A 12,229-nucleotide genomic window follows, 5' to 3' on the forward strand; every position below is an offset into this window, starting at 1 on the left:
GTTCGTGACCCTGGCGATTTTTCGAGCTGTTGACAAATGGTGGAACGGCGACCTGGACTAAATCTCGGTTTCTAGAACCAGGGGGACATCGGTCTACCGTCCTGGTTCTTAAGATACAAGGGGGATCCCCACTTCCGCTACAAGAAACGTGGTTTATCCAAGCGGTTGACCGCCCTCTAATCGGCCCCCAGCTGCAAGCTGTAGAGGTTGGCGTAGATGCCCTCACGGGCCACCAGCTCGGCGTGGGTGCCCTGCTCAACAATGTCACCCTGCTGAATCACCAGCACCTGGTCAGCCTGAGTGACGGTGCTGAGGCGGTGGGCAATCACAAAGCTGGTGCGGTTGCGAAGCAGGGTGGCGATCGCATCCTGCACCAGCCCCTCGGTGCGGGTATCAATGCTGCTGGTGGCCTCATCCAGCAGCAAAATACGCGGGTCAATCAGCACCGCGCGGGCAATGCTCACCAGCTGGCGCTGGCCCTGGCTCAGAGGCGTGCCCCGCTCCCCCAGGCGGGTGCTGTAGCCCTGGGGCAACGAGGTGATGAACTCATGCACATTCGCCGCCTGGGCCGCCGCTTCAATGTCGGCCTGGCTGGCGTGGGAGGCACCAAAGGCAATATTTTCGGCCACCGTTCCGCTAAACAGCAGATTGTCTTGCAGCACAATGCCAATCTGGCGGCGCAGGCTCGCCTGAGTCACACTGCGCACATCCACCCCGTCGATGCGCACTGCCCCCTCTGACACATCATAGAACCGCATAATCAGGTTAATGATCGTGCTTTTTCCGGCTCCGGTTGGCCCCACTAGGGCGACCATCTGCCCCGGCTGGGCGCAGAGGTTGACCTCCTTCAGCACCCGCTGGTTGGGGGTGTAGCCAAAGCCGACTGACTCAAACCTCACCTCACCTTTGATAGGGGGCATCTCGGTGGCGTTGAGCGCATCTTGCAGGGTAGCGGGCTCGTCAAGCAGGAGGAAAATGCGATCGAGCCCCGCCAGGGCGGACTGAGCCTGGGTGTAGAACTGGCTGAGAATTTGAATCGGGCGAAAGAACTGCTGCACGTAGAGCACAAAGGCCGTCACGGTGCCCACCGTCATCACCCCCGTCACCGCCAGATAGCCGCCGTAGGCCGTCACCCCCGCCGTGGCCAGGGTGTTGAGCAGGTCGATGGAGGGCAAAAACGCCGCCGTCACCGCCACCGCCTGCACGTTGGCCTTACGGTTGGCCGCGTTGAGGCTGTCGAACTCTTCAATGTTGAGCTGGGTGCGGTTAAAGGCCTGGGCCTCGCGCACGCTGCCAATGTCTTCTTCGAGTTTGGCCGACAGGTCGCCAATGGTTTGCCGCGTCAGGCGAAAGCGGCTTCTCGCCCAGCGGGAGAAAAACCCCGTGGTAAAAATCATCAGCGGCACCACCAGATTGCTCAGCAGCCCCAGCTGTAGGTTGATGGAGAGCATAGCGATGATAATGCCCACCAGACTAAAAGTCTGGCCCAGCACCTGGGGAATGGTGAGGCCAAAGGCCTGGTTGACGGTGTTGACATCGTTGAGCAGGCGGCTCATCAGGTCGCCCGCCTCGCTGCGATCGAAAAAACTCACCGGCAGGCTTTGAATTTTGTCGAAAATATCCTGCCGCAGCCGCCCCAGCAGCCGCTGCACGATCGCACCCATCCGCCAGATCTGCCCCCGAATCGCCCATACCCCAACGAGATAAATCACCGTCAGAGCCACCAGCATCCATAGCAGCCCCGGCAGGTTGCCCGCCAGAATTAAATTGTCAATCGACCAGCCGATCAGCAGCGGCCCGATCGCCTGGGTCGTTGCCCCAATGGCGACCAGCAGCAGTGCGATCGGCAGGTCTTGCCGGTAGGGCGCAAAATACCGCAAGAACCGTCCCACCGTCGAGAGCTTAGGCTTAGAGTCTGCTGGGGGATGGGCGGCTGTAGCGAGGGTCATCGGTAGTTGTTCCTTAACGCTTTAGCCAACAAAAGCTAGTCAGTTTTCCACTCGGTTTCAGGGATGTCAGCACTAGTCATAATGCTGCGTAACGTTCCAGCTGGAAGCGTTTTGCCCTTATGGAAGGGAACTACAACCTGAAGCTTTCTCTCTAAACTACGCCATTTTCGGTGGCTGCCCTTCTGCGACACCAGCTCAAAACCATACTGCTTAAGAATCTTCTCAGCCTGCTGGGCAGTCAATTGGCGTAACCGCCCCATCAGACGAGGATCTCCCGCAACACCGAACCGGGCTCTAATTCAAGGGGTTCTGCCTCAAGATAAAGCTCAATGGCCTCTCGAATGTTATCTAAAGCTTCTTGCTCGGTTTCCCCCGCAGAAACGCAGCCCGGCAGCTCTGGACACCAGATGGCCCAATCACCAGTTTGAGTATCAGGTTCGAGCACCACACGCCATTTCATTGTGTTACCTCAGCCCATGGTCAAATGCTGGCATCATGCTAGCACTCAAGTTTCAACAACCGAATGCAAGGCTGGTCGGTATCAGCACTGCCCAAAATCTCGGGTTACGATGAGCTCAACAATTTCCCTAATGCGCCCCATAGCTTTCCCTCTTATGTCTTTGCAAAGACGGCTGACGCTATTTCAAACCCTGAGTGCGCTACCGGCTCCGCAGTTTGAGCAGCTGCGATTTACCCTCAACCCACCGCCGGGAATTGTGCCGGAGGGGATGGCCGCCCAGGGAAATCGGGTGGCGGCGTTGCTGAGCTGGGTGGAGGGGGCGACGGGCTGCGGGTTGGAGCGGCTGTATGAGGTGCTGGAGCAGCTTTGTCCGGGATGTTTGGGGGATGGGGAAGGTGGGGGAGATAGGGGCGAGCCGCCGTGGCTGGTGCCCTATGGGCGGAATCCGTATTTCACCGGGCGGGATCAGGTACTGGCGACGCTGCACCAGCAGTTGCGCGATCGCCAGACAGCAGCGATTTCTCAAACCCAGGCGATTAGCGGGTTAGGCGGCATTGGCAAAACCCAAACGGCGGTGGAATATGCCTACCGCTATCGCGACGACTATCGCTATGTGTTTTGGGTGGGGGCCGATACGGAGCTGGAGCTGACCACTGGCTATGTTGCGATCGCCCAAACCCTCAACCTACCCCTGAAGGATGCCGAAAACCAGGATGAAACGGTGCAGTCGGTGCGGGTGTGGCTGAGCCGCGAAGAGGGCTGGCTGCTGATTTTTGATAACGCTGACCAGCCAGAGCTGGTGCAGCCGTTTCTGCCTCGTGAGATTAAGGGTCACATTCTGGTCACCTCCCGCGCCCAAGACTTTCAAGACCTGGGCATTGTGCAGGCAGTGGAGATGGAGACGCTGAACCCAGAAGAGGCGATCGCATTCCTCCTCACCCGCACCGGACGCATCAACCTCGTAGGGGCGTTGGCGCAGCCGAGCCAGAGGCTCTATGGCATTCGCCCAACGCCGGGAACTGAACCGTTAGCAGACAATCCAGATGGGCAGAGTGCTCTACGCCAGGGTTCGATCCCCCCAACCCCCCTTGAAAAGGGGGGCAGTAGGCCTGGTGCGGGGGCAGACAACTCGTTCCCCCCTTTGGTAAGGGGGGCTAGGGGGGATCAAATCTCCGACATCGAGCAATCCGCCGCCACTGCCCTCGCCGCCGAACTCGGCTACCTGCCCCTCGCCCTCGAACAGGCCGCTGCCTACATCGTCACCAACAGAGTGTCGTTTACCGACTACCTAAACAGCTACCGCAAACAGCGGCTCAAGCGACTCGAAAAAGCCAAACCCAAGCTGGGCCACTACCCCGACTCTGTGGCCACCACTTGGGCCTTGAACCTGAAGGAGGTGCAGAAAGCAGCCCCCGCCGCTGCGGCCCTGCTGAACTACTGCGCCTTTCTCCATCCCGATGCGATTCCCTTTAACCTGTTCACCCAGGGGGCAGCAGAGCTGGGAGAGCCCCTAGCCACAGCCTTAGCCGACGCTGCCGACGACCCGCTAGAACTTTACGATCTGCTAAATTCGCTGTGCAGCTATTCTCTAGTGCGGGTAGAGCCGGAGAGCCAGAGCTTTAGCCTGCATCGCCTGGTTCAGGAGGTGATACGGGTAGATTTGGGAGAAGATAGCTGCCAGAACTGGGTGGAACCGCTTTTTAGGGCAATGGGGCAGCTGCTGCCGGGAAAAGATGAAGATCTTGAATATCATCACTGGCCCGTCCTGGCCCCACTGGTGAATCACGTGCAAGAACTAGCTAACCATTGCCAGCAGCGCGATATTGCCTCTACCGAAGCAGCAGATGTTTTTCATACCATGGGTGAATATTTGCTGGAAAGAGGACAGTATGCTCTGGCTGAACCGCTTTTGCAGAAGGCTCTGGAACTACGTCGCAATCTCTTAGGGAATGAACACAAAGATGTAGCAAATAGCCTAGATTCACTTGGTTACATCAGCAGGATTACTGGCCGCTATGCCGAGGCTGAACCCCTCTCTCAAGCGGCCCTAGCAATGCGGAAACGCCTGTTGGGCCACGATCATTCCTCTGTGGCCATAAGTCTCACCGGTCTCGGTGAATTGTATAGAGAGCAGGGCCGCTACCGAGAAGCCGAAACCTCGCATCAGGAGGCTTTAGCTCTAAGAGAGCGATTGCTAGGGAAGGAACATCCTGGCACAGTCACTAGTCTTAGTAACTTAGCTTTGACCTATTGGAAACAGGGACGCTACGTAGAAGCGGAGAAACTTTTTCAAGAAACATTGGCTTTGGATAAGAAGTTGTTGGGTAATGACCATCCTTATTTCGCGACAAGCCTCAACAATCTCGCTTTAGTATATTGCGAGCAAAATCGCTATTGTGATGCCGTACCATTATTTCAACAAGCTTTAAAAATAAGGCAGCAAGTATTTGGCTTAGAGCATTCTCTGGTAGCTCAAAGTCTTGATAATCTTGCCAGTACCTATTACTTGCAAAGCCGGATTGACGAAGCGGAATCACTTTATCAACAGGCATTTGTTCTATATAGGAAACTCTTTGGAAACGAGCATCCCGATGTGGCCCACAGCCTCAGCAACTTGGCAAAAATCCACAACAATCAGGGTCGCTACAGCGAGGCAGAACCTTTCTTTCAAGAGGCGCTGGCGATGCGGAAACGGCTGTTGGGTGATGAGCATCCCTCTGTGGCTATTAGCCTCAACAATCTAGCAATGTTCTACTACAATCAAGGCCGCTACAGCGAGGCCGAACTCCTCTACCAAGACGCTCTGGCGATGAGAAAACAGCTCTTGGGTGACGCGCATCCCAATGTCGCCCTTAGCCTCAATAATCTGGCAGCGCTTTATCGTGATCAAGGACTTTACAACAAGGCAGAGCCTTACTTGAGCGAGGCCTTACAGATTTGGCAGCAATCACTCGGCGAAGACCATCCCAACGTTGGCCGAGTCACTGAGAACTTAGGCATTCTCTATGCCACCCAGGGTCGCGCGGAAGAAGCGCGATCGCTCTACCAGCAAGCCCTCGCCATCCTTGAACCCAAGCTGGGAGCAGAGCACCCTTGGACAGTGCGCTGCCGCGAAAACCTAGCCAAGGTAGAGAATGGTGAGTAGTGAGTCGTTGTTTGAATCGATACTTGGAGTTAAACGACGATGAAAGCCTATGAGTTTGCAGGGAAAGTGATGGCCGATGGGCAGCTTAAATTGCCAGAGTCGGCCCTGGCGCAGTTGGCAGGGCTGCACGCTGTTAGAGTCATTGTGCTCATGCAAAACATATCCGAAATCGTTAGGGTTGTGTTGGCCCTAGTCGGCCACAAATTCTTGCCCTCCCTGGGTTTTCAGGCTTCTGTTTTGCAGTGAGGGCAGAGCGATTTATGCTAACTGAGGTAGTGCCAGCAGAATGAAAAAACTTCTCCAGTTCGTCGGGCTTTCTTTTTCCATTGGTCTTGTGGTGTGGGGCTGCAGGTCGCAGTCAAACGCCCCCCAAACCACCGAAGTTCAGTCCGGCGATACGATCACCATTCTGGGCACCCTGACCGGCGTGGGCGAAGACAAAATGCGGGCCGCCATGGCTCCCTTTACCGCCGCCACCGGGGTGGAAATCATCTACGAAGGCAGCGACGCCTTTACTACCCTAGTGCCGGTGCGGGTCGATTCGGGCAACCCGCCAGATATCGCCCTATTCCCCCAGCCGGGGCTGATGATGGATTTTGCTGAGGCCGGGCAGATGGTGCCCCTCACCGACTTCATCGATCGCACCACCCTGGCCGATGCCTACGACGAGTACCTGCTGAACCTGGTCAGCTTAGACGAAGATGTCTACGGCCTGTGGATGCGGGCCGATGTGAAAAGCCTGGTGTGGTACAACCCGCAAGCCTTTGAGGCCAAGGGCTACACCGTGCCAGAGACCTGGGCCGAGATGGAAGCGCTGAGCGATCGCATGATCGCTGACGGCAGCAAGCCCTGGTGCATGGGCATGGAAAGCGGCCAGGCCACCGGCTGGGTCGGCACCGACTGGGTCGAAGACATTTTGCTGCGCCAGGCGGGGCCAGCGGTGTACGACCAGTGGGTGAGCCACGAAATTCCCTTTGCTGACCCGCAGGTGAAGGCGGCGTTTGAGAGCTTTGGGGCGATCGCCCTCAACCCCGACGCGGTGCTGGGCGGCACCACCGGCATTCTCAGCACCCCCTTTGGGGAGGCTCCGCTGCCCCTGTTTGCCAACCCACCGGGCTGCTACCTGCATCACCAGGCCAGCTTTATTGTGGAATTTTTGCCAGAAACGATTGAACCTGGCGTCAATCTCAGCGTGTTTCCGCTGCCGCCGATGGACCCAGATCAGGGCAATGCGGTGATCTTAGGCGGCATTGTCTTTGGCGTCTTTAACGACACCCCAGCGGTACGTGCCCTGATGGCTTACCTGGCCACCCCCGAACCCCACGCGATCTGGGCCGGGTTGGGCAGCTACATCTCGCCGCACCAGCAGGTGAGCCTCGACGCTTACCCCGACGACCTCACCCGCCAGCAGGCCGAGATTTTGCGCAATGCCGATGTGCTGCGCTTTGACGGCGCTGATCTGATGCCGGGGGCGATCGGTACGGGTGCCTTTTGGTCGGGCATTGTTGACTACGTCGATGGCCAAGATTTGGATACCGTCCTCAGCGATATTGACGCCGCCTGGCCCCCCGATGAGTAGGGGCAAACCGCGATCGCCGTCCAAGCCCCGAGAGCAGTTTTGCTGCTGTTCTGGAACCCCTATGGCTATATCAAGCAAAAATTAGGCTTCGGCGGCGACGTTTAGGTAGGGTGAGAAAGAGGCTCTTTCATCAGAGGTCAAGCGTTTAGGACGCATGGTTTTGGCATCCACAAATAGGCCTTTTTGCACGCCCTCAGCAGCCAGTGCCTGATCGCCATTGTAAAACCGAAACTGCATCACGGCAGAGGCGTTGCGCAGCTCAGACAGCCACATCTGGGCCTGAACGCGATCGCCCAAATACAGCGGCAATTTATAAATAATATTGGTCTCAACTAAAATTGGCGCGACTCCCTGCTTGAGCACTTCATGAATTGGCATGCCAATGGCTTCTAATAGCTTGAGGCGACCAATTTCCATCCAGTGAATATAAACCGAATTATTCACATGGCCAGCGAAGTCAATTTGATAGGTGTAAACCTCAAGATCAAACAGAAGTTTGTGCATAGTCTGCCCTCAGCCAGAGAAGGAATCGATCTAAGTCACCGCCCAGTGACACGGTATCATGGTCACCGAGCGGTGACAAGCCAGCAAGGTAATTCATGGCGCGCGACAAAGAAGAAACCAAGGCCCGCATTTTGGCCGCCGTCGGCAGGCTCTTGGCCGAATCTGGCTTTAAGGGGTTAGGGGTGAATGCGATCGCCCGCGAGGCCGGAGTCGATAAAGTCTTGATCTACCGCTATTTCGAGGGGCTACCGCGCTTACTCCAGTGTTTTGCCCAGGAGGGTGACTACTGGCCCACGGTAGATGAGCTAGTGAGCGATGAGTCGGCAGCAAACGCTGAAACCCTGGCCGACTGGATGGCCTATCTGCTGTCAAGATTTTCAGACAATTTGCAAGAGCGCCCCATGACCCAAGAAATTCTGCGGTGGGAACTGCTAGAAGGCAATGAGTTAACCCGCGAATTGGCGAATGTGCGCGACCGATTTGCCCTAGACAGCCTGAAGTTTTTAGAAGAAAAAGGGTCTTTTCCTCCAGGCAAAGATATACCGGCCATTAGCGCGGTTTTGGTGGCGGGGGTGGTCTATCTCATGCTGCGAACTAAGTCTAGCAACACGTTTATGGGCATCGACTTTAGCTCGCCCGCCGGGTGGCAGCGCATTCAAGCCGCCCTTGACTCCATGCTTCAGCTAACGGTTGAAGACAACACAAAATAACCGATGACTCTGCTTAGCCATCGGTTATTTGCAAAGCTCGCGATCGCTAAGCCAGCACCTTGGCCGGGGAAAGGGTTAGTACATCGACCCCATCTTTGGTGACAACTACGGTGTGCTCAAATTGCGCTGAGAGGGAGCGATCGACGGTAATGGCCGTCCAGCCATCGACGAGCACTTCAGCCTCATAGCTGCCGATGTTGATCATCGGCTCAATGGTAAACACCATGCCGGGGCGCAGCTTTTTGCCCTTGCCCTTTTCGCCGTAGTGGGGAATCTGCGGTGCCGCGTGGAAAATGCGGTGTACCCCGTGGCCGACAAAGTCGCGCACCACCGAGAAGCCTTCGCCCTCGGCATAGTCTTGAATGGCAGCGCCAATGTCGCCCACCCGAGCACCGGGCTTGACCGCGCGAATACCGCGCCACATGGCTTCTTCGGTGACTTCGACCAGGCGGCGGGCGGCAGGGGTGACATCGCCCACTAAGAAGGTGCGGCTGGTGTCACCGTGGTAGCCGTCGAGAATAGGGGTGACATCGATATTGATGATGTCGCCATCGCGCAGGATATCTTCGCCGTTGGGGATGCCGTGGCAGATGACCTCATTAATGCTGGTGCAGATGGAGCGAGGGAATGGCATCACCGTACCGGCATAGCCCAGGGGAGCACTTGTAGCGCCGTGTTTTTGGGTCCAGGCTTCGGCCAGGTCGTTGAGCTCCTGGGTGCTGACGCCGGGCTTAACGTAGGGCGTCAGGTAGTCGAGCAGCTGGGCGGCAAGCTGGCAAGCTTTGCGCATTCTCTCTAATTCGCGGCTAGAGAGCAGGGTGATAACTTCGGAGGGTTGCTTTTGTTCTTCCACGGTGTGCCTGGGACTAATTTAAGGGGCGGGTGCTACAGGCCGCCTGGTTTAGGGTGCACAGTTACGGGGAGATTGAAACGCCAGGGCCACAAAACTTGGGCTTAAATCGTGGACTTTTCCCGAAATGCGCTGCCGAACTGCCAGCCTGAAAATATCAATCCTCAGTATAGCGTTCTGGGGGGAGAGGGTTTGGAGAAGGGGGCTAGGTTCAAGGTCTCAGATTTACGGTCGGTGCTTAAACCTTATAAACCTTGCCTTCTCGATCAATCGTCCCAGAGGCGGCGGCGGGCTGGGCCTTTGAGGCGATCGTGGGTGTTGCGCAGCAGAGCCGGGATATTCAGCTTTTCGGGGCAGCGGGGCAGGCAGTCGCCGCAGTCGGTGCAGCGGTTGGCTTTGCGACCGGGGAACCAGTGGCCCGCGTTCTCGAACATGCGGTAGCGGTACTCGCCAAAGGGCTGCATGTCGTAGGCTACCGCCAGATTTCTCAGCCGCAGCACTTCGGGAATGTTGATGGCTTCGGGACAGGGCAGGCAGTCGTAGCACTGGGCGCAGCGATCGCTCCCCAAAGCAGCAGATTCCTGCACCGAGAGCCGTTCGAGGGCAGCGAGTTCTTCAGTGGTGAGGGGCTGGGTGCGATCGCCCAGGCCTGCCAAAGGGGCAAGTTCGCTGGGGATAGCGGGGCCAGTGCTGAGGGTAGTGATGCGCGGGTCGGCCAGCAGCCAGCGGTAGGTGAGTTCCAGCGGGGTAAAGGGGGCGCAGAGTTCCTCAAGTCGATCTGGCGGGCTGTAGAGCATGCCGCCCTTGTCGCCGGGGGAAATAATAAAGATCCCCATATCCTTCTCGGTGGCCAGATCCAAGATCGGGGCGTGGCGCTGAAAGAAATAGTAGTAGTGCAGGTTGACGAAGTCGAACTGGTCGGTGGCGATCGCCCCCTCGATCACCTCCCGGCTGCCGTGGGTCGAAAACCCCACATGGCCAATGCGTCCCTCGGCCTGAAACCGCCGCACCGCCGCCATGCAGCCCTGGGGATCGCTCACCCAGGCCAGGTGCTCGGGGGTGTTGAGGCCGTGGATGGCGAGACAGTGGATGTGGGACAGCCCCAGCCGTTCTAAGGATTCCTCCAGGCGCTGGGTCATGGTCGCCGCATCGGGCTGGGGCGTAACTTTGGTGGTGATGACCAGGTTGTCTGGCCCTGCCGTTTTGAGAAAAGCCCCCAACCAGCGCTCGCTGGTGCCGTAGCCCTGGGCGGTTTCGATGTGGTTGATGCCCAGGGCTAGCCCAGCGGCCAGCGTGTCGCGGAAGACCTCTTCAGAACTGAGGGCACGCATGGTGCCGAGGGACAGCACTGAGAGGGATAAGTTGGTGCGGCCGAAGCGGCGGTAGTGCATGGCATGGAAAAGGCAAGAGAGTTGGATGATTCCCTTGCTAGGGAGATGATCGACGGGGATCCCCCCTGCCCCCCTTAAAAAGGGGGGATCGTGGAGTGTTTGTTCCAGCGAAGGTGTGGGGGAATCGGCCTCGTCAGCTAGGAATCAGAGCTTTCTAGCGTATCGTTGCTGGTGGAAGACTTGCCCCGGTGGGTGAAGTCGGAGGGGTTGATGTTGGCCAAAAAAGCCTGGAATGCCTTCTTTTCAGCCTCATCGGCATCGGTATCGACGGGGATAGAGGCTTCGGCAACGACTTCTTCCATCACCCAGATGGGGGCGTCGAGGCGCAGGGCGATCGCGATCGCATCGCTGGGGCGAGAGTCTAGCTCTCGGCGAATTTCACCCTTGGAAAGGGTGATCAAGGCAAAGTAGGTGTTGTCTTGCAGGGAGTGAATGACCACGCGCTCTAGGGTCATATCCCATTCGTCGAGCAGGTTGACAAACAGGTCGTGGGTGAGGGGACGGGGCGCGGGCTGGTTTTCAAGCACCGCGATGATGGAGTTAGCCTGCTCGCGGCTGATGTAGATGGGTACCTGACGGCGATCGGTGGTGTCTCTCAGCAAAATCACCGGAGTTCGCGACATCGCGTCTAGGGCAATCCCGGCGACTCTCATTTCAATCATTGGTTTGGCCTCTTGGATCCGTTGATTGGCGTGCTCTAGCGTTGTTTGTCAGCCTGGAACCGATACTCTTACCAGTGTACTGGGCTGTTTGCGTACCGGGCGATTCGCATGGATGGCAGGCCAGGGAATGCAAAATGGGGGCGATCCTAAAGCAACTGCGGGCGGGGTTTGCCCTCCTAGTCTACCTAAGCTTATCTATCCGCAGATGGAATACGGGATACTCTAAAGAAAAAAATTATTGATTTAAGTATGCCCCGATCGCCCCTGGGGAGGTCGCAGGTTCGCTGAGAATTTCCTTAAGGTTACGGCCATGTTCACCGGACTCATTCAAGCAACGGGTACGCTGTTTCACAAGGGCGATACCCAGGTCTACCTGCGCTGGGAGACTGTGCCCCTGCCCAATGCCCTCACCGATGTTGACCTGGGCGACAGCATTGCCGTAGATGGCATTTGCCTGACGGTGGAGACCATTTTGCCCGATGGCTTTGTGGCAGCGGTTTCGCCGGAAACCCTCGATCGCACCAGTTTAGGTATGCTCCCCGACGGCAGCCGGGTCAACCTGGAGTCGTCGCTGCGGGTGGGCAGCAAAATTGGCGGCCACTTTGTCAGCGGCCACATCGACGGGCAGGGGCATTTAGAAGCGGCGATCGAAACCGACAACGCCTGGAAGCTGAGCTTTACGGTGGGCGACCCGCGAGTGGCCCGCTACATTGTGCCCAAGGGCAGCATTGCGGTGAATGGCATTAGCCTGACGGTGGCCGACTGTAGCCCCAGCGGCAACTGGTTTGCCGTGGCGGTGATCCCCGTGACCTACCGCGAGACGACGCTGCAACACCTGCGCCCCGGCCAGGCGGTGAACCTGGAGGGCGACGTACTGGGCAAGTATGTTGAGAAGTTTATGACTCCGGGAGATTCTGCGGCGGCGGGCGATGGACTGTCGCTAGAGTTTTTGACGGAACACGGCTACTGAGGCGATCGG

12 protein-coding genes are annotated in these 12,229 nt (G+C 57.5%); 5 read left to right on the plus strand and 7 right to left on the minus strand.

All coding sequences use genetic code 11. The features are described 5' to 3' along the window. Nucleotides 1-176 precede the first annotated feature (176 nt). Genes VB780_RS13565 through VB780_RS13570 form a run of 3 tightly spaced genes read right to left on the minus strand, consistent with a single transcriptional unit; the run spans nt 177 to nt 2,409 of the window. A complete protein-coding gene (locus VB780_RS13565) occupies nt 177-1,949 on the minus strand; it encodes an ABC transporter ATP-binding protein (protein ID WP_323351695.1) in 1,773 nt (590 codons plus the stop codon). A gap of 35 nt (nt 1,950-1,984) precedes the next feature. Next, entirely contained in the window at nt 1,985-2,209 is a 225-nt protein-coding gene (locus VB780_RS31425; protein ID WP_416349232.1) for a type II toxin-antitoxin system HicA family toxin, read from the minus strand. After that, nucleotides 2,209-2,409 carry a type II toxin-antitoxin system HicB family antitoxin gene (locus VB780_RS13570; RefSeq protein ID WP_323351696.1) on the minus strand — a complete coding sequence of 67 codons (201 nt, stop codon included), beginning with the start codon at nt 2,407-2,409 and terminating at the stop codon, nt 2,209-2,211. The genes VB780_RS31425 and VB780_RS13570 overlap by 1 nt, the downstream gene beginning before the upstream one ends. Before the next feature lie 154 nt (nt 2,410-2,563). Here VB780_RS13570 and VB780_RS13575 point away from each other — a divergent pair, with 154 nt between their 5' ends. The 3 genes from VB780_RS13575 to VB780_RS13585 are packed head-to-tail and all read left to right on the plus strand — an operon-like array spanning nt 2,564 to nt 7,133. Then, a complete protein-coding gene (locus VB780_RS13575; RefSeq protein WP_323351697.1) occupies nt 2,564-5,554 on the plus strand; it encodes a tetratricopeptide repeat protein in 2,991 nt (996 codons plus the stop codon). A 39-nt stretch (nt 5,555-5,593) separates the two neighbouring features. Beyond that, the gene (locus tag VB780_RS13580; protein ID WP_323351698.1) at nt 5,594-5,800 is read left to right on the plus strand and encodes a hypothetical protein; all 207 of its coding nucleotides are present in this window, start codon (nt 5,594-5,596) and stop codon (nt 5,798-5,800) included. A 40-nt stretch (nt 5,801-5,840) separates the two neighbouring features. Beyond that, nucleotides 5,841-7,133: an ABC transporter substrate-binding protein gene (locus tag VB780_RS13585; RefSeq protein ID WP_323351699.1), complete on the plus strand. Its 1,293-nt coding sequence runs from the start codon at nt 5,841-5,843 to the stop codon at nt 7,131-7,133. Nucleotides 7,134-7,214: 81 nt separating this feature from the next. Here VB780_RS13585 and VB780_RS13590 read toward each other — a convergent pair whose 3' ends face one another. Then, on the minus strand, nt 7,215-7,637 hold the full coding sequence (locus tag VB780_RS13590; protein WP_323351700.1) for a thioesterase family protein: 423 nt from the start codon (nt 7,635-7,637) through the stop codon (nt 7,215-7,217). 95 nt (nt 7,638-7,732) lie between these two features. On the opposite strand from VB780_RS13590, the gene VB780_RS13595 reads away from it, so the two are divergent. Beyond that, nucleotides 7,733-8,347, plus strand: coding sequence for a TetR/AcrR family transcriptional regulator (locus tag VB780_RS13595; protein ID WP_323351701.1), 615 nt, complete (start codon nt 7,733-7,735; stop codon nt 8,345-8,347). A gap of 46 nt (nt 8,348-8,393) precedes the next feature. Here the strand turns inward: VB780_RS13595 and map are convergent, their stop codons facing one another. The 3 genes from map to VB780_RS13610 all read right to left on the minus strand — a co-directional run bounded on the left by map (nt 8,394) and on the right by VB780_RS13610 (nt 11,250). After that, nucleotides 8,394-9,200, minus strand: coding sequence for a type I methionyl aminopeptidase (map, locus tag VB780_RS13600; protein WP_323351702.1), 807 nt, complete (start codon nt 9,198-9,200; stop codon nt 8,394-8,396). Nucleotides 9,201-9,463: 263 nt separating this feature from the next. Next, nucleotides 9,464-10,588: an aldo/keto reductase gene (locus tag VB780_RS13605; protein WP_323351703.1), complete on the minus strand. Its 1,125-nt coding sequence runs from the start codon at nt 10,586-10,588 to the stop codon at nt 9,464-9,466. A gap of 137 nt (nt 10,589-10,725) precedes the next feature. Next, entirely contained in the window at nt 10,726-11,250 is a 525-nt protein-coding gene (locus VB780_RS13610; protein WP_323351704.1) for a bifunctional nuclease family protein, read from the minus strand. A gap of 310 nt (nt 11,251-11,560) precedes the next feature. Here VB780_RS13610 and ribE point away from each other — a divergent pair, with 310 nt between their 5' ends. Beyond that, nucleotides 11,561-12,220: a riboflavin synthase gene (ribE, locus tag VB780_RS13615; protein ID WP_323351705.1), complete on the plus strand. Its 660-nt coding sequence runs from the start codon at nt 11,561-11,563 to the stop codon at nt 12,218-12,220. Nucleotides 12,221-12,229 lie beyond the last annotated feature (9 nt).

Source organism: Leptolyngbya sp. CCNP1308 (assembly GCF_034932455.1).
GTDB lineage: Bacteria > Cyanobacteriota > Cyanobacteriia > Phormidesmidales > Phormidesmidaceae > Nodosilinea.